General features: G+C 69.8%; 20 protein-coding genes. 9 read left to right on the top strand and 11 right to left on the bottom strand.

From position 1 onward, the window contains the following. Window positions 1-61: 61 nt before the first annotated feature. Together MKK49_RS13605 and MKK49_RS13600 are read right to left on the bottom strand one after the other, a co-directional pair. Complete coding sequence (locus MKK49_RS13605) at window positions 62-385, bottom strand: hypothetical protein (RefSeq protein ID WP_244029232.1); 324 nt, start codon at window positions 383-385, stop codon at window positions 62-64. Then, a complete protein-coding gene (locus tag MKK49_RS13600) occupies window positions 382-2,679 on the bottom strand; it encodes an FdhF/YdeP family oxidoreductase (protein WP_244029229.1) in 2,298 nt (765 codons plus the stop codon). The genes MKK49_RS13605 and MKK49_RS13600 overlap by 4 nt, the downstream gene beginning before the upstream one ends. Before the next feature lie 258 nt (window positions 2,680-2,937). On the opposite strand from MKK49_RS13600, the gene MKK49_RS13595 reads away from it, so the two are divergent. After that, window positions 2,938-3,237: a hypothetical protein gene (locus tag MKK49_RS13595; protein WP_244029227.1), complete on the top strand. Its 300-nt coding sequence runs from the start codon at window positions 2,938-2,940 to the stop codon at window positions 3,235-3,237. Here MKK49_RS13595 and MKK49_RS13590 read toward each other — a convergent pair. Beyond that, window positions 3,234-4,313 (bottom strand): quinone-dependent dihydroorotate dehydrogenase, encoded by a 1,080-nt coding sequence (locus MKK49_RS13590; protein ID WP_244029224.1) that lies wholly within the window; start codon window positions 4,311-4,313, stop codon window positions 3,234-3,236. The genes MKK49_RS13595 and MKK49_RS13590 overlap by 4 nt on opposite strands. Continuing rightward, window positions 4,310-4,678 carry a DUF952 domain-containing protein gene (locus MKK49_RS13585; RefSeq protein ID WP_244029222.1) on the bottom strand — a complete coding sequence of 123 codons (369 nt, stop codon included), beginning with the start codon at window positions 4,676-4,678 and terminating at the stop codon, window positions 4,310-4,312. The genes MKK49_RS13590 and MKK49_RS13585 overlap by 4 nt, the downstream gene beginning before the upstream one ends. A gap of 230 nt (window positions 4,679-4,908) precedes the next feature. Here MKK49_RS13585 and MKK49_RS13580 point away from each other — a divergent pair, with 230 nt between their 5' ends. The 4 genes from MKK49_RS13580 (at window position 4,909) to MKK49_RS13565 (ending at window position 10,634) form a co-directional block, all read left to right on the top strand. Next, window positions 4,909-5,541 (top strand): helix-turn-helix transcriptional regulator, encoded by a 633-nt coding sequence (locus MKK49_RS13580; protein ID WP_244029220.1) that lies wholly within the window; start codon window positions 4,909-4,911, stop codon window positions 5,539-5,541. A gap of 83 nt (window positions 5,542-5,624) precedes the next feature. Continuing rightward, window positions 5,625-6,740, top strand: coding sequence for an ATP-binding protein (locus tag MKK49_RS13575; RefSeq protein ID WP_244029218.1), 1,116 nt, complete (start codon window positions 5,625-5,627; stop codon window positions 6,738-6,740). Between the two features lie 111 nt (window positions 6,741-6,851). Beyond that, on the top strand, window positions 6,852-7,853 hold the full coding sequence (locus MKK49_RS13570) for a TIM44-like domain-containing protein (protein WP_244029216.1): 1,002 nt from the start codon (window positions 6,852-6,854) through the stop codon (window positions 7,851-7,853). 906 nt (window positions 7,854-8,759) lie between these two features. After that, window positions 8,760-10,634 (top strand): peroxidase family protein, encoded by a 1,875-nt coding sequence (locus MKK49_RS13565; protein ID WP_244029214.1) that lies wholly within the window; start codon window positions 8,760-8,762, stop codon window positions 10,632-10,634. Between the two features lie 58 nt (window positions 10,635-10,692). Here MKK49_RS13565 and rsmA read toward each other — a convergent pair whose 3' ends face one another. From rsmA to lptF, 5 genes are all read right to left on the bottom strand, one after another. After that, window positions 10,693-11,565: a 16S rRNA (adenine(1518)-N(6)/adenine(1519)-N(6))-dimethyltransferase RsmA gene (rsmA, locus tag MKK49_RS13560; protein ID WP_244029212.1), complete on the bottom strand. Its 873-nt coding sequence runs from the start codon at window positions 11,563-11,565 to the stop codon at window positions 10,693-10,695. Next, entirely contained in the window at window positions 11,562-12,611 is a 1,050-nt protein-coding gene (pdxA, locus tag MKK49_RS13555) for a 4-hydroxythreonine-4-phosphate dehydrogenase PdxA (RefSeq protein ID WP_313899164.1), read from the bottom strand. The genes rsmA and pdxA overlap by 4 nt, the downstream gene beginning before the upstream one ends. Before the next feature lie 85 nt (window positions 12,612-12,696). Beyond that, window positions 12,697-15,375: an LPS-assembly protein LptD gene (locus MKK49_RS13550; protein WP_244029211.1), complete on the bottom strand. Its 2,679-nt coding sequence runs from the start codon at window positions 15,373-15,375 to the stop codon at window positions 12,697-12,699. Next, window positions 15,375-16,469 carry an LPS export ABC transporter permease LptG gene (lptG, locus tag MKK49_RS13545; protein ID WP_244029209.1) on the bottom strand — a complete coding sequence of 365 codons (1,095 nt, stop codon included), beginning with the start codon at window positions 16,467-16,469 and terminating at the stop codon, window positions 15,375-15,377. The genes MKK49_RS13550 and lptG overlap by 1 nt, the downstream gene beginning before the upstream one ends. 3 nt (window positions 16,470-16,472) lie before the next feature. Further along, on the bottom strand, window positions 16,473-17,618 hold the full coding sequence (gene lptF, locus MKK49_RS13540) for an LPS export ABC transporter permease LptF (protein ID WP_244029207.1): 1,146 nt from the start codon (window positions 17,616-17,618) through the stop codon (window positions 16,473-16,475). A 270-nt stretch (window positions 17,619-17,888) separates the two neighbouring features. On the opposite strand from lptF, the gene MKK49_RS13535 reads away from it, so the two are divergent. From MKK49_RS13535 to msrP, 4 genes are all read left to right on the top strand, one after another. Further along, window positions 17,889-19,382 (top strand): leucyl aminopeptidase, encoded by a 1,494-nt coding sequence (locus MKK49_RS13535; protein WP_244029205.1) that lies wholly within the window; start codon window positions 17,889-17,891, stop codon window positions 19,380-19,382. Beyond that, window positions 19,379-20,140: a hypothetical protein gene (locus tag MKK49_RS13530; protein WP_244029203.1), complete on the top strand. Its 762-nt coding sequence runs from the start codon at window positions 19,379-19,381 to the stop codon at window positions 20,138-20,140. Before MKK49_RS13535 ends, MKK49_RS13530 begins: the two co-directional genes overlap by 4 nt. A gap of 85 nt (window positions 20,141-20,225) precedes the next feature. After that, the gene (locus tag MKK49_RS13525) at window positions 20,226-21,938 is read left to right on the top strand and encodes an AMP-binding protein (protein ID WP_244029201.1); all 1,713 of its coding nucleotides are present in this window, start codon (window positions 20,226-20,228) and stop codon (window positions 21,936-21,938) included. A 107-nt stretch (window positions 21,939-22,045) separates the two neighbouring features. Next, on the top strand, window positions 22,046-22,996 hold the full coding sequence (gene msrP / locus MKK49_RS13520) for a protein-methionine-sulfoxide reductase catalytic subunit MsrP (RefSeq protein ID WP_244029199.1): 951 nt from the start codon (window positions 22,046-22,048) through the stop codon (window positions 22,994-22,996). Between the two features lie 315 nt (window positions 22,997-23,311). Here msrP and MKK49_RS13515 read toward each other — a convergent pair whose 3' ends face one another. After that, on the bottom strand, window positions 23,312-24,202 hold the full coding sequence (locus MKK49_RS13515; RefSeq protein WP_056094777.1) for a LysR family transcriptional regulator: 891 nt from the start codon (window positions 24,200-24,202) through the stop codon (window positions 23,312-23,314). A gap of 205 nt (window positions 24,203-24,407) precedes the next feature. Further along, window positions 24,408-25,382: a thioredoxin-disulfide reductase gene (gene trxB / locus MKK49_RS13510; protein ID WP_244029196.1), complete on the bottom strand. Its 975-nt coding sequence runs from the start codon at window positions 25,380-25,382 to the stop codon at window positions 24,408-24,410. Window positions 25,383-25,392: the final 10 nt, after the last annotated feature.

The raw sequence follows: 25,392 nt of genomic DNA, 5'->3' as shown, positions 1-25,392 counted from the left end.
CGCGCCATCGTCCCTCCCACGGGGTGGGGGACGATGGACAAGACGTTTTCCGTTGAAGGCTTCAGCCGTGGAGATGGTCGAGAATGGCCCGACCCGTTTCGGTGACCGCGTAGCGCGTGCGCTGGGTGCGGGGCGCGCGCGCGATCACGCTGAGGAGCGTCGCCTCGCCGACGAGGATCTCCACCGCCCGCAGCACCAGCGCGTGCTCCACGCCGAACACCCGCGAAAAGCTGCGGCTGTCGGCGGCGAGGCCGAGGTGGAGGGCGGCGAGCACGCCCGCCTCCAGGGTGGAGAGGCCGGGCTGGAGGGCGGCGACGGAGTCCGTCACCGCCAGGAAGGTGTCCGCCAGTTCTTCCTCAGTCGTCCCGGCCGCCGGTTCGTTCACGCGGCGGCCGGCGCGCGCAGGTGCACGAGGACCGATTTCGAGGTCGGCGTGTCGCTGCCCTCGCCGAAGGTCGAGAGCGGCACGAGGACGTTGAGCTCGGGGTAGTAGCCGGCGAGCGACCCGCGCGGCATGTCGAAGGGCACGAGGCGGAAGCTCTCCGCCACCCGGGTCACGCCGTCGTCGTGGGTGCCGACGATGTCGACCCGGTCGCCGTTCAGCGCGCGGATCTCCGCGAGATCGTCGGGATGGGCGAAGACCACGCGGCGCTCGCCGTAGACGCCGCGATAGCGGTCGTCGAGGCCGTAGATGGTGGTGTTGTACTGGTCGTGGCTGCGGAAGGTCTGGAGCACGAAGGTGCCGGGCGTCGCGCGGGCACGCTGATGCTCGGTCGCCTCGGGAAGGGCGTCGGCGGAGAAGTTGGCGAACCCGGTCTCGGTCTCGAAGTTGCGCTCGGCGGCGAGATTGCGGAGCATGAATCCGCGCGGGCGCCGCACCCGGACGTTGTAGCCTGTGAATCCCGGAATCGTGCGCTCGATGAGATCGCGGATGCGGTCGTAATCGTCCGCCAGCGCCGCCCAATCGACCCGGTCCGAGCCGACCGTGGCCGCCGCCATGCCGGCGATGATGGCGATCTCCGAGAGCAGTTCCTTCGAGGCCGGCTTGTTGATGCCGCCCGAGCCGTGGACCATGCTCATGGAATCCTCCACGGTCACGATCTGGGTCTTGCCCCGGGCGTTGCGGTCGATCTCCGTGCGGCCGAGGCACGGCAGGAGGTAGGCGACGCGGCCCGGCACGAGGTGCGAGTGGTTGAGCTTCGTCGCGATGTGGACGGTGAGTTCGCAGGACGACAGGGCCTTGGCCACCAGGGTCGTGTCCGGCGTGGCGCGGGCGAAATTGCCCCCGAGCCCGATGAACGCCTTGGCCGAGCCGTCGAGCATCGCGCCGATGGCCGCGATGACGTTGTGGCCGTGCCGGCGCGGCGCGGTGAAGCCGAACGTGGTCTCCAGGGCGTCGAGGAGGGCGGCGGGGGGTTTTTCGTTGATGCCGACCGTGCGGTCGCCCTGCACGTTGGAATGGCCGCGCACGGGGCACAGGCCCGCACCCGGACGCCCGACATGGCCGCGCAGGAACATCACGTTGGCGAGTTCGCGGATGGTGGCCACCGAGTGCCGGTGCTGGGTCACGCCCATGGCCCAGGTGCAGATCGCCTTGTCGGCCCCGAGATAGACCCCCGCCGCGACCTCGATGTCGGCGCGGGACAGGCCGGACTGATCCTCGATGGCCTCCCAGGTGGTGGCGTCGACCACCGCGCGATAGGCGGCGAGGCCGGCGGTGTGGTGGCTGAGGAACGCGCGGTCGAGGACGGACGGCTTGCCGGCGGCGAGCGCCGCGTCGTCGGCGGCGAACACCGCCTTGGCGATGCCGCGGAAGGCCGCCATGTCGCCGCCGAGGCGCGGCTGGTAATAGTGGCTCGCCACGGGGGCGCTGGCGCCGCGCAGCATCTCGACGGTGTTCTGCGGGTCGGCGAAGCGCTCGAGCCCGCGCTCGCGCACGGGGTTGAACACCACCACGCGGGCGCCGCGCTGGGCGGCTTTCCGCAGGTCGCCGAGCATGCGCGGATGGTTGGTGCCGGGGTTCTGACCCACCACGAAGATCGCGTCGGCCTTCTCGAAATCCTCCAGGAGCACGGTGCCCTTGCCGATGCCGATGGCCGCCTGGAGGGCGACGCCGCTGGCCTCGTGGCACATGTTGGAGCAGTCGGGGAAGTTGTTGGTGCCGTAGTGCCGGGCGAACAGCTGATAGAGGTACGCCGCCTCGTTGGAGGCCCGGCCCGAGGTGTAGAACTCGGCCTGATCGGGGTTGTCGAGGGCGCGCAGGGCGGCGCCGATGGCGGCGAAGGCCTCGGGCCAGGTGGTCGGGACGTAGCGGTCGCTGGCCGCGTCGTAGCGCATGGGGTGGGTGAGCCGGCCCTCGCCCTCCAGGGCGTAGTCGGTCCAGCCGCGCAGTTCGCTGACCGTGTGTTTGGCGAAGAACTTCGGCGGCGTGCGCTTGTCGGTGGCCTCCCACGAGACCGCCTTGACGCCGTTCTCGCAGAACTCGAACGAGGAGCCGTGCTCGGGATCGCCCCAGGCGCAGCCCGGACAGTCGAACCCGTCGGGCTGGTTGGCCTTCAGCATCGCCCGCGCCCCGGAGAGCGGCGCGCGGCTGCCGAGCAAGTGCTTGCCACAGCTTTTCAGCGCCCCCCAGCCGCCGGCGGCGGACGAACGCTTGGGAGACGCGACCGGGTGATCCATGGACGATCCTGATGGGGAGGCTTCTGAGGTCGTGGCGACCCGACCCGGGTCGTGACGACCGGCTTGCACGAAGGGTTACCGCACCGCACAGCGGCCCCTCAATCGCGTGAAAACGCAGGCCAGTCATGCGCTTGCGCCAAGCCATGCTTCGTCGCCCGTGGTTTCGCGTCGGTTAAGGCGGTGCGCTGCCATACGCAGGTGGGGTATGCACGGGAATGGGGCCTGCGCCGGCCCGGAATGGTCGAGGAGACCTCGCGGATGCGGACCCCCGTACGGGTGAGCGCGGCCATCGTCGTGGGCATCGCCGTCGCCCTGGCGATGATGGCGCATGACCGCCAGATCGATGCCGAATGGGCGATCTCGCCCGCGCAGATCGCGGACGCGCAGGGCGCGGGTAAACCGGGCGTCGAGACCGGCCCCGGCCGGTTCGCGCGCCAGCCCGTCGCCAGCGAGGGCGCCGACCTCCTGCCGGTCAAATGGGGGCTGGTCGGCCTGTTCGCCGCCTGCGTCGTGCTGGCCGGAACCGGACGGCGACGGCCACCCGTTCCAAGAACCTAATCCGGCATCGCCGCCAGGGTCCTCGCGTCACGCCCGACGAACCCGGACAGGCTGCCCGCGCCCGCGGCGGCGATCCGGTCGACGAGGCCGGCCTTGATGGACCCGATCAGGCCCGGCCCCTGGTACACCAGGGCGGAGTAGAGCTGGAGCAGGCTCGCCCCGGCCAGAACCTTCGTCCAGGCGGCCTCGGCCGAGTCGATCCCGCCGACGCCGACGAGGGGGATTGTCGTGCCCACCCGCAGGTAGGTCTGCGCTAGAAGCCGGGTCGCGGGCCGGAACAACGGCCGGCCGGAGAGGCCTCCGGTCTCGCGGGCGAGGGCCGTCTCGGCGAGCGTCGCGGGCCGCGCGATGGTGGTGTTGGAGACGACGATGGCCTGGACGCCGCGTTTCACGGCGGTGGCCGTCATGGCATCCAGCGCATCGAGGGTGATGTCGGGCGCGATCTTGAGGAGGATCGCCGTGCCGGGACCGACCGCGTCGCGGGCCTCCACCACCCGCGCCAGCAGATCGTCGAGGAAGGCCTCGCCCTGGAGGTCACGCAGGCCCGGGGTGTTGGGCGAGGACACGTTGACGGTGACGAAGTCGACGAGCGGCGCCAGCGCCCGGGTGCAGGCGACGTAGTCGGCGAGGCGGTCCACCGCCTCCTTGTTGGCGCCGATGTTGACGCCGATGCGGCCGGGCCGGCCCTGACGGGCGACGAGGCGGCGGCGCACCACGTCGAGCCCCTCGCTGTTGAGGCCGAACCGGTTGATGACGGCGCCGTCGGCCCTCAGGCGAAACACGCGGGGGGCCGGATTGCCGGCTTGCGCCTTGGGCACGACGCCGCCCACCTCGACGAAGCCGAAGCCGAGGCCGAGGAGCGCGTCCGGCACCTCGGCGCCCTTGTCGTAGCCGGCTGCGAGGCCGACGGGGTTTGGAAAGCGCCGGCCGAGAACCTCGACGGCGAGACGCGGATCGTCGACGGGCGGCCGGCGCGCCGGCAAAAGGGACAGGCCCCGAATCGTGAGATTGTGGGCCGCCTCCGCGTCGAGGCGGTGCAGCAGGGGTTTCACCAGGGGAAACAGCGCGCCGATCATGCGGCGTCTCCGGGAAGCTCGGGGAAGACGTGGTTCCCATCCGGCCCCACGGGCAACGCGTGGACCGCGCGCACGGCGGTGAGCGGCAGATCACCGTAGAGGTGCGGAAAAAGGTCGCCGCCGCGCGAGGGCTCGAAGCGCAGCGCCTCGCCCAGGGCTTCGGCGTCGACGGCGACGAGGACGAGGTCACGGACACCCGCGAAATGCCGGGCCGCCGTCTCGGGCGCCTGGGACGCCGTTGAGAAGTGGATGAAGCCGTCGGCCAGGTCCACGGGCGCCCCGGTGAAGCGCCCCTGCGCTTGCGCCCTCGCCCAGAGATCGCGCGGGCAGATCTTGTAGACGCAGATCTTGTGGACGAAGGACATCCGGTCTCCTATGTGCGGGGCTTACTGGTGGGCGGGGCCTGCCGGCCCGGCGATAGAGCGCGCGCCCTTGCACCGCAACCGTGGGCCGACCGGGACCGGGGACAATCCTGGCGGGACCGAAGGCAGAAGGAAGTCCGCCCGATTTCGGACCGTTGCTTTCTCGATATTTTAGTTCTACTTTCCTACACGTAGGCTGAGCGTCTTACACACTTTCCTGCCGCGAGCCTGTGATGTTGTCGCACGAGCAGATCTGGACCGCCATCGATCGGCTGGCCGAGCGCCACGGCTTCTCGGCTTCCGGACTCGCGCGGCGTGCCGGCCTCGACGCGACGAGCTTCAACCGCTCGAAGCGCATCGGCCCCGACGGACGCAAGCGCTGGCCCTCCACCGAGTCCATCGCCAAGGTCCTGGCCGCCACGGGCGCCAGCCTCGATGAATTCCTGCGCCTCATCGAGGTCCGGACCGGGCCGGCCCGCTCGATGATTCCCCTCATCGGCATGACCCAGGCCGGATCGGGACGGCTGTTCACCGACGAGGGCATGCCCACGGGCGGCCCCGGCTGGGAAGAGATCGAGTTTCCCGATCTCGCCGACGACCGCGCCTTCGCCCTCGAGGTACAGGGCGATTCGATGGCGCCGCTCTACCGGGACGGCGACGTGCTCATCGTCTCCCCCTCGGCGAGCGTGCGCAAGGGCGACCGGGTCGTGGTGCGCCTGGCCGCCGGTGAAGTCCTGGCCAAGGAACTGAAGCGCCGCACGGCCCGGACCATCGAACTCACGTCCCTCAACCCCGAGCATGCCGACCGGGTGGTCAATGTCGGCGAGATCGCCTGGATCGGCCGCGTGATGTGGGTGCGCCAGTAGCGGGGCCGCGGCTTTGCCGAGCCACCGGATCGGTCTATGGCTGACGCTCCGGGGACGGTCGGTGCCCCGCACGCGGACAGGCCATGGCATCGCCTCGACGGGACGATCAGGCGCCGGACGACCGGACGGATGCGGACCCGCAGGCCTATCTGACGGCGTCGCGCGTCCCCACCCTCCTCGTCGAGACGGCGTCCGAGGGCGAGCGGATCGTCTTCGCCAACCCCGCCTTCCTGGCCCTGACGGGGCACGGCGCCGAGGCGGTGACCGGCCGCAGCACCCATCTCCTGCTCGGCCCCGACACGGACCGCGCGGCGCGCGGCGCCCTCGTGGCCGCCCTGGCCGAAGCCCCGCCCGAGGGGATCGAGCTCCTGGCCTACACCCGGGTCGGTGCGGCGTTCTGGGCGCAGATCCTGGTGGCCCCCGTGCCCGGCACCGACCGGCGCATCGTGCAGGTGATCGACGTCTCGCGGCGCCGGGACGCCGAAGGGGCGCTCAGCCTGTCGCGCCAGCGCGAGGCGCTGGGGCTCCTCACCAACAGCGTCGCGCACGAGTTCAACAACTTCCTCCAGATCCTCATCGGCTACATCGACGGGCTCAAGCGGCGCCTGGGCGACCGTGACGAGCCGTTCATTCAGCGCGCGATCCTGCGCTCCACGGACGCGGCCGAGCGGGCGACGATCCTGACCCGCCAGCTCCTCGCGTTCTCGCGGCGGATCGCGCCGGACGTGCGGCCCGTGGACCTCAACGCGCTGGTCGGTGAATTCGCGACCCGGACCGCCCCGAGCCTGCCCGTGCGGATCACCCTCGACATTCGCACCACGCCCGGCCTCGCCCTCGGCCTGAGCAACCCGCGCCAGGTGGAACTGGCCCTCAACCTCATCGTCGCCAACGCCTGCGAGGCGATGCCGGGCGAGGGCCGCATCACCATCGCGACCTTCGCGGTCCCCGTGGGCGATCGCGGCCTGCAGCGTCCGGGGGACGGCGCCGTGGGAATCACCGTGACGGATACGGGCCACGGCATGTCGCCCGAGATGGCCGCACGGGCGCTCGCACCCTTCATCACCAGCCGCGAGGCCGGGCGCGGCACCGGCCTCGCCATCGTCCACGGCCTCGTCAAGCGTCAGAACGGAACGGTCACCCTCGACAGCAAGCCCGGCGAGGGCACCGTGGTCCGCCTCGTCTTTCCGGCCGTGGTCTGACGGAACGACAAAAGCGTTCGACGGAATGGACTAAAACCGCGCGCCACACGTCACCATATAGTGACTGGCGCTTCCGCCAGACTCTTGTCGAACCGCATCAGGGGCGAATTCATGCTCACCACCCCCACGCGCCGCAGGCGCGCGGCCACCATCCTCACGCTCGCCGCCACCCTGGCGCTGGCGGCGCCCATGGCGGAGGCTCGTCCGGGCGGCAGCAGCGGCGGCATGGGTTCGCGCGGTTCGCGGACCTATGCGCCCCCGTCGGCCACCACCACGGCGCCCACCACGGCCGCGCCGATCCAGCGTTCGCAGACCCAGCCCGGCCCGGCCATGGGGAATCCCGGCATGAATCCGGCCGCGGCTCAGCGCCCGCGCTTCGGCGGCGGCTTCATGGCCGGTCTTCTGGGCGCCGGCCTCCTCGGCGCGCTGCTCGGCGGCGGTTTCTTCGGGGGCCTGGGCGGCATCGCCTCGTTCATCGGCCTGATGCTGCAGGTCGGCCTCGTCGTGCTCCTCGTCGCCTTCGCCGTGCGCTGGTTCCGCCGGCGCCAGGGTGCCCCGGCCGCCGCCGGCCACGCCCGCTCGGAGCTGAGCGGCAACGGCACCGGTCCGAACAGCATGGGCGGCGGCAATGCCGGCCCCATGGGCGGCGGACTTGGTGGCGGCATCGGCGGCATGGGGCGCGGCCCCACGCCCGTGCAGCCGGTGCAGGCCCGTCCGGTCCAGATCGGGCCCGGCGACTTCGAGAGCTTCGAGATCGCTCTCAAGGGCGTTCAGGAGGCCTATGGCCGCGAGGACGTGGCGAGCCTGCGCAACCTCGCGACCCCGGAGATGGCCGGCTACTTCATCGAGGAACTGCGCGCCAACGAGGCCAAGGGCGTCGTCAACCGCATCTCCGACGTGAAGCTCCTGCAGGGCGACCTGTCCGAGTCGTGGGGCGAGGGCAATTCTGAGTACGCCACGGTGGCCATGCGCTACGCCATCAAGGACGTCACCGTGGAGCGCCGCACCGACCGCGTCGTCGCCACCGGCGAGCCGGAGGCCGTGGAGCTGTGGACCTTCGTGCGCGAGCGCGGCGGCCGCTGGGTGCTCTCGGCGATCCAGCAGGGCCGCTGAAGACCCCTTCTTCGAACCTTCAGGACAAGAGGGCCGCTCGGGCAACCGGGCGGCCCTTTTCTGTTGTGCTGCATCGGCCGCCCGATCATCGGTTCGCGCCCGATGTCTCCGATCCGCCGAGCGGGGCGTTCCTTGACCCTCGACACGGCCGGAGCCGACGATCCCAGTCACGTCACGCGACCTGACGACTTCCGGAGCAGGTATTCCGATCGATCATCCGATGTCACAGATCTCCCGGACGGATCGGCGACGCGGCCACGGTTCAATGACCCATTCATCTTTCGATCCGGCCATCGATCGACTTGCATCCGTCAGGGCAATCCCGGCGGGAGCGACGGCAGCCGTCCGCAGACGCTCCCGGGCACCATAGATACCCCAGTCTAAGCCACACCTGATGCTTCCGGCCGACCGTACTCGAGCCGAAGCGTGTTCTAAGCGCCGACGAAAAACTCGAACAAGCCATCCGCGTTGATCGCCCGCCGCGAATTTTCGGGATAAGGCCTTGGAAACAACCGGCATCGCACCGATAAATCCAAGTAGAAGATCATCAAATATAAATTCCTATGTCATTGGACTATGCCCCTCTCAGACCAATAAAAATTTGTAAAGATTTGACTTGCCTCGGCAGACCAGCAATAAATTCCAGCGAATCACGCGGATCGGCGCCGAGGCACTGCCGCACATACCGGATCGACTGTTCGAGGCTGTCCGCTTCCGGCCGAGATCTGTCCCGGCGGGCCAGGACGACTTTTCTGGGGGGTGAAACTTAGGCGCGCGTCGTCGGCCCGCCGCAGCGACGCGGTCGCGCGATCCGCTCGCCCACCCGAGACACCGCGGTCGACGGGAGACCGGCGCCGGCACGAAACCCCGCGGACGGGCGCGGGACGGGTGAAAGGACGCATCGTGATGGAGTTCTATTCGATCACCGGTTCGGGCAACAATCTCAACCAGGCCGACCTGAACGCGGCCGGCAGCACCTTCGCCCGGCTCGGCGCGGCGCATTACGCGGACGGGATCTCGACCCTGGTCGATGGGCCGAACGCGCGGTCGATCAGCAACATCGTCGTCGGCGAGGGCGATCCGACGATCCCGAACCCGCAGGGCTTGTCGGGGATGCTCTACGCCTGGGGGCAGTTCGTCGACCACGATCTCGACCTCAGTCGCACGGACGGGGTCACGCGGATCGACGTCGTCGTCCCGGCCGGTGACGCGTTCTTCGCCGCCGGGAGCCCGATTCCCATCACCCGCGCCGTCATCGATCCCGCGACCGGGGCCGGCACGGACAGGCCGGCGATCGCGCAGAACGCCGTCACGGGCTGGCTCGACGCCTCGATGGTCTATGGTTCGGATGCGGCCACGGCCGCACACCTGCGGCTCCCGGACGGACACTTGGCGACCTCGGCCGGCGACAATCTGCCGATCGTGAAGGGCGCCTTCCTGGCGGGCGACGGGCGTGCCGCCGAGAACCCGTCCCTGACCGCGCTCCAGACGCTGTTCCTGCGCGAACACAATCTCCAGGTGGACCAGCTCCACGCGGCCCATCCGGATCTCGGTGGAGATGCCCTCTACCACCAGGCCCGGGCGATCGTGACCGCCGAGATCCAGCACATCACCTACGACGAGTTCCTGCCCCACCTCCTCGGTGCACATGCGATCGCGCCCTACGAGGGCTACGATGCCGAGGTGGACCCGAGGATCAGCGTCGAGTTCGCGGGTGCGGCCTACCGGTTCGGGCATTCGATCGTCTCGGCCGAGACGGAGCGCGTCGACGAAACCGGCAACCTCGTCGGGCCTGGGCTCAAACTCCGGGACACCTTCGGGCTGACACCGGCGGCCTTCGCGGCGGCGTCGGGCGCCGACGGCTTCCTGCGCCACCTCGGCGACGACGCCTCGCAGACGATGGATGTCCGCATCGTCGAGGACCTGCGCAACTTCCTGAACGATCCACCGGTCGTCCTGGATCTGGCGAGCATCAACATCCAACGCGGCCGCGACCTCGGGCTCGGCACCCTCAACGAGACCCGCGAGGAACTCGGCTTCGCGCCCTACAAGGACTTTTCCGAGATCACCGACGACCAGGCTACGGTCGCGGCGATGCGCGAGGCCTTCGGCTCCGTGGAGGCCGTCGATCTCTGGACCGGGGGCCTCGCCGAGGGTCACGCGCCGCACTCGTTGCTCGGGCCGACCTTCTCGGCCATCGTCGGTTCGCAGTTCGATCGCCTGCGCGACGGGGATCGCCTCTGGTACGAGAACGACCAGTTCGATCGCCAGACGCTGAACGATATCCGCCAGACGACCCTGTCGGACATCATCACGCGGAACACCGACACCCGGCATATCCAGGACGACGCCTTCACCTTCTACGACCGCCGCAGCAGCGATGTGGCGTCCGAGAACCCGAATGCGCCGCAGCTCGTGATCGGCACGAACGGCGAGGCTCTCGTGGTGGGAGGGCCGAAGGGCGACATGCTGGTCGCCGGCACCGGCGAACAGACGCTGACGGGCGGCGGTGGGAACGACCAGTTCGTGTTCACGGCGGACACGACGGCCGTCATCACCGACTTCCGCCCCGGACGGGACCACCTGGTTTTCGAGACCGCCGGGGGCGGCACGGATTCCGGCCACGAGCCCGCCGCGTCGGGCCGGCACCATGACACGCACGACGGACCGGTGGTCACCTGGGATCACGGGCACGCCGTCATCACCTACGGGAGCGTCGAGGTCGAACTCCTGGGGGTGAGGCCGGCCCAGATCAGCGCGAACGAGTACACCCTCGCCTGACCGGACCTGGCGCGACGCCCCGGGGCAGCCGCGATGGTCGGGACTTACCCCCTCTCCGTCAGCCGGCCAGGGCCCGTGCCATGGCAACGAACCCCGCCACTGGCACCTCCTCGGCCCGGGCGGTCTCGGGAATGCCCGCAGCTTCCAGCAGGCGCAGGGCGTCGGGCGTCGCCGCCTTGAGGCTCTGGCGCAGCATCTTGCGGCGCTGGCCGAAGGCCGCGCGGGTGACGCGCTCCAGGGTCTCGACGGCGCAGGGCAGGGGGGTGAGGCGGGGCGTCAGGCGCACCACGCTCGACGTGACCTTGGGCGGCGGCACGAAGGCCGACGGGGCGACGTCGAACAGGATGTCGGCCTGGGTCCGCCAGCCGCACAGCACACCGAGGCGGCCGTAATTGGCCCGGTCGGATTCGTCCGCCACGATGCGCTCGGCGACCTCGCGCTGGAACATCAGGGTCAGGCTGTCCCACCATGGCGGCCAGGCCGGGGCGGTGAGCCAGCCCGTGAGCAGGGGCGTGCCGATGTTGTAGGGCAGGTTGGCGACGATCCGCACGGGCCCTGTGCCCAAGGAGCTCGCCCCAACGAGCGGCACGGGATCGAAACCGAGCGCGTCGGCGTCCACCACGTCGAGGCGGCCGGGGTAGTGGGCGGCGATCTCGGCGAGGGCCGGCAGGGCGCGGGGATCGCGCTCGACGGCGATCACCCGGGCGGCGCCGGCACTCAGGAGGGCGCGGGTGAGGCCGCCGGGGCCGGGACCGATCTCCACCACGGTGACGCCGTCGAGGGGGCCGGCCGACCGGGCGATGCGGCCCGTGAGGTTGAGATCGAACAGGAAGTTCTGGCCGAGCGCCTTCTTCGGCTCCAGGCCGTGCGTGCGCACGACGTCGCGCAGGGGCGGCAGGCCGTCATCGGCGCGATGGTCGATGTCGCTCATGACGCGGAGCTCATTGGGGAGGCCTCTCGGGAACGCCTCTTGGCGAGGCGGGCGGCGAGGCGCAGGGCCGCCATCAGGCTGTCGGGACGGGCGATGCCCCTGCCGGCGATGTCGAAGGCGGTGCCGTGGTCCGGCGAGGTCCGGATGAAGGGCAGGCCGAGGGTCACGTTCACGCCGTCGTCGAACGCGATGGTCTTGATGGGAATGAGCGCCTGGTCGTGGGTCGGGGTCAGCGCCACGTCGTAGGTCGCCCGCGCGCGCGGATGGAACAGGGTGTCGGCGGGCAGCGGCCCCCGGATGTCGATGCCCTCGGCCTGGAGCTGGGCGACCGCCGGCTCCAGCACGTCGCGGTCCTCCAGTCCCATGGTGGCATTCTCGCCCGCATGCGGGTTGAGCCCGGACAGGACGAGGCGCGGATGGGCGAGGCCGAAGCGGGTGCGCAGGTCGTGGGCGACGATCCGGGCCGTGGCGACGACGAGCTCCCGCGTCAGCAGCTCGGGCACCCGGCGGAGCGCCACGTGGATCGTCACCGGCACCACCGCGAGGGTCTCGCTCCACAGCATCATCACCGGAAGCGGCACCGCTTCGCCGGGCTGGACGCTGAGGGCGGCGAGGAACTCGGTGTGGCCGGGATGGGCGAAGCCGACCTGGGTGAGGACGTACTTGGCGATGGGGTTGGTCACGAGCGCCGTGGCGATCCCGGCGCGCACGAGGGCGACGCCCGTGGTGATGGATTCGAGGGTCGCCCCGGCATTGGCCGAATCGGGCCGCCCGGCCACGGCGCGGATGCGTGCACCGCTCGGCAGGGGCATCACCGGGAGTGCGCGGGGAAACACTTCGGTCGCGTAGTCCGGGCCGACCTCCGCGATGGGAATCGACATCCCGAGCTCGCTCGCGCGGCGCTCGACGAAATCCGGGTCTGCGACGAGGAAGAACGGCGGCAGGCCCGGTCCCTCGTCGCGGTCCCGCCACGCCATCAGGGCGAGTTCCGGCCCGATCCCGGCCGGATCGCCGAGGGTGAGGGCGATCGGCTTGTGATCGGTCACGTCGTCCGCCGTCGTTGCACTGTCATCCCGACCGCGTCGCAGGTCGGGACCGACAAGGCAAGACGACCCAGTAAGACGACAGGGGTCACCGGACGGTGGCGATGCCGTCCGAGGTCGTGGCCGTACCGAGGTTCTGGCGCAGGTCCGCTTCGCCCAGGGTCTTCAGCTCGACGCGCAGGAGCACCGTGCGGTTGCGCTCCGCGGTGCCGAGGGCCGTGGCGATGGGGGAGACGATGTAGTTCAACGACACCGTGGTGCACTCGTCCTGATAACCGGCCCCGAGGCTGATGCCGGAGAGATAGGACTTGCCCGGATTCACGTAGATCGGCGACGGGCCGACGGGGTTCTGCAGGTAGGCCGTGTAGGCGTCGGCGAAGTTGTCGCGCACGTCGAGGTAGTGGCTCAGATCCACCAGGGCCGAGCCGGTGACGAACCAGTTCGGCGTCACGTGGTAGGTCGCGGACGCGGTCAGGCCCTCGCGCCGGTGCACGAAGCCGAGCGCCGGCTGCGCCTCGTAGAATGAATAGAACACCGACAGGTCCAGGGGCAGGAACGGGGCGAAGCGCGCCGTCACGCCCGTCTCGAACCGGTTGACGGCAAAATCCCGCTGGTCGAACCGCGCCCGCGAGATGAAGCTGATATTCTGGTTGGGCGAGAGCTGGAACCGGCCGACGAAGTCCGAGCGGCGGTTCTCGAGGCCGGAATCGAGGCCCACATTGGCGATGTCGCCGCGCCGGAACGAGTTGACGCCGGCGATCTGGATCGACTCGCCGAACAGCACGTTCGCGTACCAGCCGGCGGGGGTCACCACCGAGTACTGCGCGCCGAGATTGGTCCGCAGGCCGCCCTCGACCCGGTCGTAGCCCGAGAACTTGTCCCACTGGAACAGGGAGGTGTCGTCGAAGACGAGGCTCTGGGCGTCCTCGTTGGGCAGGCGGCCGATGCGGGTCTCGCTCGGGCGGGCGATCACCTGGGCGATGGGCTCGAGGGTGTGAACGCCGAGCGGCCCGAAATTGGAGACGAAGGGATAGCGGTAGTCGAGGCCGATGGCCGGCATCACCCGGCCGGACAGGTCGGAATCCTGCGTCGTGAGATTCTGCGCGAGGGCGTTCTGGTAGCCGGAATTGCGCGGATCGACGAAGAACGCGTCCGTGCGCAGGTAGGCGAACGGCGTGAACACCTGGCCCGCCTCGTCGATGAAGGTCCGGCGCCAGGAGACCTGGGCCGAGGCGCGGGTGTTGGCGCCGGCGAGACCCCGGATGAGGCAGGTGCTGCGGGTGAAGGTGAGGCAGGTCTCGTAGAGCGGATAGCTCAGACCGTTGGCGCTCGGGCTCAGGAGGTAGGCGCCCGTGCGCGGAACGCCCTGGAAATCCGTGGCCTCGCGGGTCAGGCTGGTGATGTTGGCCTCGAACCGGACTTCGCCGCCGAGCGGGGCCGGCCCGTTGATGCGCTTGTCGTAGTCGATGACCGGCGCGACGATGGGCTGTTCCTTCTGCCAGTCGAAGCTCGACAGGCCCTTGAAGTAGTAGGCCCGCGCCTCGAACCACGAGCGGTCGCCCTGTCCGATGAGGTAGGCCGTCGAGACCGCCTCGCGGAAATAGTCCGTGGTGATGCTCTGGTTGCGGATGCGGTAGTTGTCGAGGAACCACTTGTCGGTGACGCCGACGAGGTCCCAGCCCGTGCGCCAGCGGTCGTTGATGTAGAACTGGCCCTTGGACTCGACGGAGCCGCGGAAATCGCGATCTCCGGCGCCGAGGGGACCGGGCAGGAACGCGCTCGGCGTCGTCTGGAAGATGCCCGACAGGCGCAGGTTGTAGAAGCCGGTGTCGAGGCGCTGGCGGAACTCGGCCTGACCCAGCACGCCCTGGTTGCTCAGGAAGGCCGGCGACAGGGTGAGGTCGTAGTCCGGCGCGAGGTTGAAGAAGTACGGCGTGGCGATGCCGCTGCCCAGGGCCGTGGACGAGATGAAGCGCGGCGTGAGGAAGCCGGATTTGCGCTTCACGCTCGGGTCGGCCGTCTCGAAATACGGCAGGTAGGCGAGGGGGATGCCGGCGATCTCGAGGGTGGATTCCTCGAACGCGATGGTGTGCGTCTCGTTGTTGTGGATGATCTTGGTGGCGCGGATCTGCCAGAGCGGCGGCGTCTCCGGGTTGTTCTTGCACGGCTCGCAGGCGGTGTAGGTGCCGTACTCGAAGCTCGTGCGATCGCCCTCGATGCGCTCGGCGCGGGGGGCCGAGAATCGGGTGCGGACGGGCTGGCCCTTCACCTCGATGGTCTGCTGGATGCGCAGGGCGTCGATGAAGCCGTTCTTGAAGTCGTCCGTCAGCTCCATCTTGGCGCCGGTCAGCACCGCCCCGGTCTCGTCGGTGAGGCGGACGTTGCCCTCGGCGAAGACCCGGCTGGTGTTGCGGTCGTAGAGGACGCGGTCGGCCTGGAGGGTGCGCGGGCCGTAATGCAGCTCGGCGTTGCCCCGCGCCATGACGGTGTTCTTGTCGTTGTCGTAGACGAGCTCGGCGGCCTCGACGAGGAGGCGTTCGGCCGGCTTTCCCGAACCCGGCTTACCCTTCGAGTCGGGTTTTCCCTTGGTATCCGGCTTGGAGGTGGATTCCGGCTGGGCAGCCGGGCGCGCTTCGGCCGCCGTGAAACCCACGGCCGGGAGCAGCGCCAGCAAACCGGCGGCGAACGCGATGTCGGCGACCTTACGCAACGCGAGTCCCAACTCCTGCCACGATCCCGCCCCGTGTCCCGATCCAGAGACCAGCATCAGCCGTCCTCCTGATAGAGAAGCGTGAGCATACCGAGAAGACTTCCTATCACAGCCGGGAACCACGCCGCCACCGCCGGCGTGACGATCCCCGACGCGCCCAACCCCTCGAGGAGCTGCCGGGCGACGTAGAGGGCGAACCCGGCCGCGACGCCGCCGAGCACGAGCTTCCCCACACCACCAAAGCGGAAGAACCTTAAGGAAACGCTGGCCGCCACGAGCACCATGGCGACGAACAGGACAGGCCGCGCCATGAGCACATCATACTGGAGACGGTAGCGCGTGGCATCCAACCCCGCCCGCTCGTTGCGTGCGATGGTCTCGGGAAGTTGCCAGAAAGGCACAGATTCCGGCGGGGTGAAGCGCTGGCGGATCTGGCCCGGGTCGAGGGTCGAGGCGATGAGGTACGTGGAAAAGCTCTCCGGCGGCGCGCCGGGGCTGAGGAGGCGCGCCTCCTGCAATTCCCAGTAGCCCTCGTGCAGGATCGCCCTCGCGGCATCGATCTCGGACACGAAGGCGCCGCCCTCGTCGAAGGTGTAGGCCGAGACGCCGGCCAGCGTCGTGGTGCCCTCGATGGCCGTCTCGGCCCGCAGGATCGCCTGCCCGTCGAGGCTGCGCTGGCGAATCCAGATGTCCTTGCCGGAGCCCGCCTTGGTGGATTTGGCGAAGATCTTCGCCTCGATTTCGGTGGAACGCTGCTTCAACAGGGCCGAGACCGGGTTGTAGACCCCCACCGTGAAGGCACCGATGGCGAGCGCCACGAACAGGCCGGGCTGGAGGAACTGCCAGGCCGAGATCCCGGCGGCCCGCGCCACCACGAGTTCGAGTTTCCGCGAGAGCTGGAGAAGCGAGGCCATCGACCCGAATAGGATCGCGAAGGGCAGCACGCCCTCGGCCACCGCCGGGGTCCGGTACAGGGCGAGCTGCGCCATCAAACCTGTGGACGCACCCTCGGCGTCGCCGGCGCGGCGCAGCAGCTCGACGAAATCCAGGGTGTAGACCAGGGTGAAGACCGTGAGGAACACGCCCAGGATCGTGCGCAGGAAGCGGAGCGCGAAGTAGCGCCCGAGGGTGAGTCCGATGAGCGCGCTCACGGCTCAGGCCCGTCCGAGGCGGGGACGGCGCAGGAGCCCGGCGAGGCGCGCGTTCCAGGCCCGGACCGCGGGCCCGTGGAAGATCAGGAGGCTGGAGAACGCGATGGCCAGCAGCGGCACGGCGTAGATCGCCACCACGGCGCCCTGGCTGCGGGTGGCGGCACTGGTGGCGGCGAATCCCGCGATGCGCAGCACCACCACGGCGAGCACCGCCCCGGCCACGGCGAGCCCTCGGCCCTGGCGCGTGGTGCGGGGATCGCCGAGTGCGGCGAACGCGATGAAGGTCAGCGCCAGGGGATAGAGCCAGGACGAGAGGCGGTCGTGCAGCTCGGCGCGGAAACGGCCCTTCTGCAGCTGGTAGTACCCCTCCGACCGGTCGGGGAAGAACAGCTGAGTGGTCGAGCGCTCGCGCGGCTTGTAGGTCACTTCCGAATCCGGAGGGGTGAAGGCGGCGAGATCCACGGTGTAGCGCTCGAAAGTGATGATCGAGGAGTCGCGCGAATCCTTCTGCTGGCGGTGGACGCTGCCCTTCTCCAGGGCGAGGTAGCTCTGGCCGCCGTACTCCACCGCCTGGCCGCGCTCGGCGAGGTAGACCACGCTCTTTCCCGCCTCGCGCTTGTCCTGGATGAAGATGCCGAGCAGCGATCCGCCGGGCCCGCGCTCGCGGAAATGGAAGGTGATGCCGCTGTCGAGGCTGGTGAACTGGCCTTCCTTGACCACGTTGGCGATGAAGTCGCCCCGCACCCGGGTCAGCACGTCGCGCAGTTCCTGAAACGAGGACGGCATCACCTGGATGGTCAGGAACGCCACGGCGAAACTCACGGCGAGGCCGAGGGTGAGGAACGGGCGCAGGATGCGGCGCGGCTTCATCCCGGCCGCCGACATGACGATGAGCTCGGAATCGCCGTTGAGCTTGTTCAGGGCGTAGACCACGGCGATGAACAGGGCGACCGGCGAGATCACCGTGATCAGGGTCGGCAGGGACAGGCCGGTGATGAGGAAGAAGATCACCAGGGTCTGGCCCTTGGCAGTGATGAGGTCGAGTTCCCGCAGGGCCTGCGTCACCCAGATCGTGCCGGTGAGGCCGACGAGGCAGGCGAGGAAGGCGCCGAACGCGATCCGGAAGATGTAGCGCTCGATCTGCGTCATCGGTTCTCGCGGTCGGATCTCCCGGGGGAATCCGGCCGAGCCATGGAGGTGGCGACCGGCCGATGTAGCGCGGGCGCCGAGGCGCCGTCGAGCCCGCTGTGAGCGCGCCAAACCGGGCCGTTTGACGGCGCTTTCGCACGCCGCGCCATCGCGTTGCGTTCTGCGGCTCAACGGGTACACAGGAAACCGATCCGGCGCCGCCCGTCACGGCGTGCCGCGCCGCACACAACCCACCGCGCGACCTTGGCGCGACCTTGGAAAGCTGCAGGCATGGCGGACGGTATCACGATCGCATTCGGCCCCCTCGGACCGGTGGGCCGGGGCGACCTCGTCGTCTTCGTCGGCGACGACCTCGCCCTCGCCCCCGAAGTGGCCCAGGCCATCGGGCGCGGCGCCGCCGACCTCGTGGCGCGCGCCTCCGCCAGCGAGCGCTTCAAGGGCAAGTCCCTCTCGGCCCTCTCCCTGCCGGCGCCGGCCGGCCTCGATGTCGACCGCCTCGTCGTCGTCGGCCTCGGCTCCGAGAAGGACCGCGCCAAGATCGACTGGCCGGCGCTCGGCGGCTTCACCGCCGGCAAGGTCACGGGCCGGAACGCCAGCCTCGCGCTCACCCTCCCGGGCGTGACGGTGACGGGCGCCAACGCCGCCGACTTCGCGCTCGGCGCGCGCCTGCGCCACTACAGCTTCGACCGCTACAAGACCAAGAAGAAGCCCGAGGGCGAGGAGACGCGCGGCACGGCGCTCACCCTGCTGGTGTCCGATCCGGCCGCCGCCGAGGCCGCCGCCATGGCCGCCGACGCCGTGGCCGAGGGCGTGATCCTCGCCCGCGAACTCGTCAACGAGCCGCCGAACGTCCTCTACCCGGAGGAGTTCGCCCGCCGCGCCGAGGAACTGACGAAGCTCGGCGTCGAGGTCGAGGTGCTCGGCCCCGGCAAGATCGAGGCCCTCGGCATGGGCGCGCTGCTCGCCGTGGCCCGCGGCTCGGTGAAGGAACCCCGCGTCGTGGTCATGCGCTGGAACGGCGGCGCGGCGGGCGAGGCCCCCATCGCCTTCATCGGCAAGGGCGTGTGCTTCGATTCCGGCGGCATCTCCATCAAGGGTGCGGCCGGCATGGAGGACATGAAGGGCGACATGGGCGGCGCCGCCTGCGTCGTCGGCACCCTGCACGCGCTGGCCGCCCGCAAGGCGAAGGTGAACGTGGTCGGCGCCATCGGCATCGTCGAGAACATGCCCGACGGCGACGCCTACCGCCCCGGCGACATCGTCACCTCCATGTCGGGCCAGACCATCGAGATCATCAACACCGACGCGGAAGGGCGCCTCGTCCTCGCCGACGTGATCTGGCACATCCAGAGCGCCTACAAGCCGAAATTCATGGTCGATCTCGCCACCCTCACGGGCGCGATCATCGTGGCCTTGGGCCAGGACATCGCCGGCCTGTTCTCGACCGACGACGCGCTGGCCGCGAAGCTCACCGCCGCCGGCGATGCGACCGGCGAGGCCGTGTGGCGGATGCCGCTGATCCCGGCCTACGACAAGGCCATCGATTCGAAGTTCGCCGACATGAAGAACACCGGCGGGCGCCACGGCGGTGCCGCCACCGCCGCCTCGTTCATCAAGCGCTACACCAACGACGTGCCGTGGGCGCATCTCGACATCGCGGGGGTGGCCATGTCGTCCTCGTCCTCGGAGATCAACCGCAGTTGGGGCGCCGGCTGGGGCGTGCGCCTCCTCGACCGCCTCGTGCGCGACAACTACGAGGCGTGAGCCGCGTGACCGCCGCCGCCTGGGCGCTGAGCCCGGTGGCGGCCGCCATTCTCGCCATCGGACTGACCTGGCTGACGGGGTTCAGCCAGCGCACGGCCCTGCCGGGCATGGTCGACGCGCGGTTCTACGGCTTCTTTCTCGACCGCTACCCGCTGTTCGCCGCCGCCATCGTGTACGGTCTGGCCCGTCTCCTCGTCGCAACGCTGCGGCCGGGGCCGAGCGGTCCCGTTCGGCGCGTGGTCGGGGGCGCCGTCGCGATCACGGGGCTTCTGGCCGCCTGCCTGTACCCGACCTTCGGCGGCCCGACCCTGCGCGCGGGCTTCGCCACGGGCGGCATGGCCTTCCTCACCGGACAATCCATGGCGGTGGCCTACGGCCTCGGTGCCGCCTCGGCCGCGTTCGTGTTCGGCCTCGCCCTCGGTCTCGGCGGGCTTCTCACGGCCGGCACCTTTCGAGAAAGCGGGGGATGGGGCCGATGGCTTCTGGCGCGCGGAGGCCGGGTGCTGATGCGGATCCTGGCCCTGTGGTTCGCCCTTGCGGTCCTCGGCCTCGCCCACGCCGCCGGTCTCGGCGCCTGGCCGCGCCGCCCGCTCGCGGGCTGGGAGGCGGGACTCGCCGCCGCCCTGGTTCTCCTCGCCTTCCTGCCCCATGCCCTCCTGTCCCTTGCCCTCCTGTCCGTTGCCCCCTTTTCCTTGCCGGGCTCGGCCGGCTCGACAGCCGGGCGCCGCATCGGCCACCATCGGTCCGCGGCGGGTTGATCCGCGCGGGTAAATCCGAGAAGATAGTTTAGATGTGAACGAAATCGGCACCAAGCCGCTGCGCCACATCACAGGGAGGTTCGCAATGGCCCAAAATCGGGTGGCCCCTCGTCGTGGCCCCGAGCGCCCGTGGCTGTCCGCCTACCCGCCGGCGGTGCCGGCGGAGATCGATGTCGCCGGCCTCGGCACCCTCGTCGACCTGTTCGAGGACACCCTGCGGCGCCATCCCCAACGGCCGGCCGTGCAGTGCTTCGGCTCCCGCATCACCTATGCGGCGCTCGGCGCGTCGGCCCGGGCGCTGGCGGCGTGGCTCGCCGCGCAGGGGTTCGGCAAGGGCGACCGCATCGCGATCATGATGCCCAACGTGCCGGCCTACCCCACGGCGATCTTCGGGGTCCTGCTCGCCGGCTGCACGGTCGTCAACGTCAACCCGCTCTACACGCCACGGGAACTCACGGCGCAGCTCAACGATTCCGGGGCGCGCGCCCTGCTCGTCCTCGAGAACTTCGCCCACACGGTGGCGGCGTCCCTCGCCGACGTGAGCCTCGAGCGCATCGTCGTCGCCGGGCCGGGCGACGGCCTCGGCCTCAAGGGTCGGGCCATCGGCTGGGCGAGCCGCCACCTGAAGAAGGCGGTGCCGGCCTACACTCTGCCACCCGAGCGCACGGTCCGGTTCGATCAGGTCGTGCGGCTGGGCCGGACCCTGCCACGGCCCACCATCGCCCTCGCGCCCGACGACATCGCCTTCCTGCAATATACCGGCGGCACCACGGGGGTCGCCAAGGCGGCGATGCTGACCCACCGCAACATCGTGGCCAACGTTGTCCAGTGCCAGACCTGGTTCCGCATCGACGGCGATGACGGCCACGAGCGGGTGATGATCACCGCGCTGCCGCTCTATCACATCTTCGCCCTGACCTGCTGCTTCTTCCTGTTCGTGAGGCTCGGCGGATGCTGCCTCCTGATCCCGAACCCGCGCGACGCCGACGGCTTCGTGAAGACCCTCAGGGCCAACCGCTTCACCCACCTGTCGGGCGTCAACACCCTGTTCAACCTCCTGGTGAACCACCCGGGCATCGGGGCCGTGAACTTCGGTCACATCGATTTCGTCATCGCCGGCGGCATGGCGGTGCAGGCGCCCGTTGCGGGCAAGTGGAAGGCGCTCACCGGCACCACCATCGTCGAGGGCTACGGCCTGTCCGAGACCTCGCCCGTGGTGTGCGTGAATCCCCCCGGCTTGGCCGAATGGTCCGGCACCATCGGCTTTCCCCTGCCCTCGACGGAGGTCGCCATCCGCACCGCCGACGGGCGGGAGGCCGGCCCCGGCGAGCCCGGTGAGCTGTGCGTTCGCGGCCCCCAGGTCATGGCCGGCTACTGGAAGCGCCCCGACGAGACCGCGCGCGCCACCACGCCGGACGGCTATTTCCGCACCGGCGACGTCGCGGTGTTCGAGGACGATGGGCAGGTCCGCATCGTCGACCGGATGAAGGACATGATCCTCGTCTCGGGATTCAACGTCTACCCCAACGAGATCGAGGAGGTGCTGGCCGGCCATCCCGGCGTCCTCGAATGCGCCGTCGTCGGCGCGCGCCACGACGAGACCGGCGAGATGGTGGTGGCCCACGTGGTCCGACGTTCGGGGGACGAGACCACGCCCGACATCTTGCGGGCCTTCGCCCGAACCCAGCTCACGGGCTACAAGGTGCCGCGCCGGGTGGTGTTCCACGAGGCCCTGCCGAAGACCAATGTCGGCAAGGTCCTGCGCCGGGCCCTGCGCGACGATCCGCCCGCTTCGTGACGCGCGCGGGCCTGTAACCAATCGGCCGTCCCATTCGTATGATGGGGCATGGGCGGCGTCGCGGGGGTTCCCCCGTGACCCCGCCGCCATGGGTCGAGGGAACCGACATGCACATCAAGCGCCCGCGCGGCTGGGAAATCCCGGAGCGCCTCGCCACCCCGGAGAGCCTCTTCCTCGATCGTCGCGCCTGGCTCGGCGGTGCCGCCGGCCTCGCGGCGGCCTCGATTCTCGGGCCCCGCGGCGCGCACGCGGCCACCGAGCCGGGGTTGTACCCGGCCCCGCGCAACGAGACCTACGCCCTCGACCGCGCCGTGACGCCGGAGAAGTTCAGCGGCGACTACAACAACTTCTACGAATTCGGCATGTCGAAGAGCGTGCTGCCGGCGGCCAATGCCCTGAAGACCAAGCCGTGGACCATCAAGATCGACGGCCTCGTCGAGAAGCCGTTCGAGATCGGCTTCGAGGACCTCGTCCGCAAGGTGACCCTGGAGGAGCGGCTCTACCGCCATCGCTGCGTCGAGGCGTGGTCCATGGCCGTCCCCTGGACGGGCTTCCCCCTGTCGAAGCTCGTGGCGCTGGCCAAGCCCGCCTCGGGGGCGAAGTACATCCGGATGGAGACGTTCAACGACCCGTCGATGGCGCCGGGCCAGCGCTCGTTCCTGTACCCGTGGCCGTATGTCGAGGGGCTCACCATGGCGGAGGCGGCCAACGACCTCGCCTTCGTGGTCACGGGCATCTACGGCAAGGCGCTGCCGAACCAGTTCGGCGCCCCGATCCGCCTGGCGGTGCCGTGGAAATACGGCTTCAAGTCGGTCAAATCGATCACCAAGGTCTCGTTCGTGGCCGAGCGGCCCAAGACCTTCTGGGAGGGCCTTCAGGCGGCCGAGTACGGCTTCTGGGCCAACGTCAACCCGGCCGTGTCGCACCCGCGCTGGAGCCAGGCGACGGAGCGGGTGCTGGGCACCGATCAGCGCGTGCCGACGCTGATCTACAACGGCTACGGCGAGCAGGTCGCCGGGCTCTACAAGGGCCTGGAGAAGGAGCGGCTTTTCGTGTGAGCCGCTCCGACGGGGCGTCCTCGGCGGCCTTTCCCCGGACGGGTGTCGCGGAGCGAAACCCGAGCCGGGGGCCAGCACGAAGCGTCGCGAAGCGCCATCATCCTTCAGCGACGATGGGATCGAGCCGCTGACGCGGCGCTTTTGGCGCTGGGTCCCGGCTCATACTTGTTCTCGTTGCCCCCAACCCATGGTTGGGGGAAACGAGGCCCGGCGGACGACCGCCGCCGCGCGGTCGCGCGGGCAGACCGCGATGAGTCGGGCTCATCAAGGTCTGGTGTCACCCCGCGCTTTCGCTCCGGGCGTCCGGGACGGGGCTCAATAGATCCAGCGCTGCGCCTTGGCGACGAGGAAGTCCCGGAACGCCTGGACGCGGGCGACGGTGCGCATCTCCTCGGCGTAGACGAGGTAGCTCTCCATGTGCGGCATCTCGCTGTCGCGCATGACCTGGACGAGGCCGGTGCCGCTCTCCACGGCGTAGTCTGGCAGGATGCCGATTCCGGCGCCCGTCTCCATGGCCTGCTGCAGGGCGGTGATGTTGTTCACCGTGAAGTGGATCGGCCGGCGCTCCAGGCCCTCGCGCCCGACGGTGGCGAGCCAGTGGGTGGCGAGCAGGTAGGACGGTTCGTTGCCGCCGAACGAGATCAGGCGGTGGTTGTCGAGGTCGGCGATGCTTTTCGGCTCCCCGAAGCGCTTGACGTAATCGGCCGACGCGTAGGCGTGGTAGTGCACGGTGAACAGCCGGCGCTGGATGAGGTCGGGCTGGGCCGGGCGCCGCATGCGGATGGCGACGTCGGCCTCGCGCATGGCGAGGTCGAGTTCCTCGTTGGTGAGGATCATCTCGACGCGGACATCGGGGTACAGGTCGAGGAACTCGGCCACCCGCTGGGCGAGCCACGAGGTGCCGAGACCCACCGTCGTCGTCACCTTGAGGTCGCCGGACGGGCGCTCGCTCGTCTCGACGAGCCGGGCCCGGGTGTTCTCCAGGCGCAGCTTCATATCGCGCGCGGCACGGAAGAGCAGGTCGCCCTGCTCCGTGAGGATGAGGCCGCGCGCGTGGCGGTGGAACAGGGGCGCCTTCAGTTCGCGCTCCAGGGCGCTGATCTGCCGGCTCACGGCCGATTGGCTCAGGCCGATATCGTCGCCCGCCCGCGTGAAGCTGCCCGCCTCCGCGACGTTGAGGAAGATGCGGATCTTGTCCCAGTCCACGGCGTCCACTCCCGTACGCACCCCGGCGCCGTCCCGCCGGCGATTGCCGACCGAAGAGCCGCCGCGCCACAGGGACGCCGCCCCGAAACGCGGGGCGGTCTTCCATGCGACGAGCGCCGACGGCCCATGCCGTCAGCGCTCGGGTTAGGACTTCGATCTTGCGATCGTGTTGCGGCCCGGCGCAAGCCGGATCGACGTAAAATCGCTATTCCGCCGCAGCTTGCTGTGGGGTCTCGCCGACGTCGAGGGCGGCGATGAACTTTTCGGCGTCCAGGGCCGCCATGCACCCCATGCCTGCGGCCGTGATCGCCTGGCGATAGACGTCGTCGGTGACGTCGCCCGCCGCATAGACGCCGGGGATCGCCGTATGGGTCGTGCCGGGCTTGGTGTCGATGTAGCCGCCGTCGCGCATGGCGAGCTGGCCCTCGAAGATCGCGGTGGCCGGCTGGTGGCCGATGGCGATGAACACGCCATCGGTCCGACGCTCGACGATCTCGCCCGTTCGCACGTCCTTGAGGCGCAGGTGCGTGACGGACGGCGGCTTCTGCGTGCCGCAGACCTCCTCGACGGCGTGGTGCCACAGCACCTCGACGTTGGGATGCTTGAACAGGCGCTCCTGCAGGATGCGCTCCGCCCGGAATTCGCCCCGGCGGTGGACCACCGTCACCTTGGCGGCGAGGTTGGCGAGGTAGAGTGCCTCCTCCACGGCGGTGTTGCCGCCGCCGACCACGACGACCTCCTTGCCCCGGAAGAAGAAGCCGTCGCAGGTGGCGCAGGCCGAGACGCCGAAGCCCTGGAACGCCGCCTCGGACGGCAGGCCGAGCCACTTCGCCTGGGCGCCCGTGGCGATGATGAGGGCGTCGCACGAGTAGGTCTCGCCGGAATCGGCTTCCAGCCGGAACGGGCGGACCTTGAGATCGACCTTGGTGATGTACTCGGACACGATCGTCGTGCCGACATGTTCGGCCTGGGCGCGCATCTGCTCCATGAGCCACGGCCCCTGGATGGCTTCGGCGAACCCCGGATAGTTCTCGACGTCGGTGGTGATCATGAGCTGGCCGCCGGGCTGGAACCCGGAGATCATCAGGGGCTCGACCATGGCGCGGGCGGCGTAGATGGCGGCGGTGTAGCCGGCCGGTCCCGAGCCGATGATGACGAGCTTGGAATGGGTGTGCGCCATCGATTTCGTC

The sequence above is a fragment of the Methylobacterium sp. J-090 genome (genome assembly GCF_022829345.1).
Lineage (GTDB): Bacteria > Pseudomonadota > Alphaproteobacteria > Rhizobiales > Beijerinckiaceae > Methylobacterium.
The sequence above is the reverse complement of the archived record's forward strand: the minus strand, read 5'-3'. Positions and strand labels throughout refer to the sequence as shown.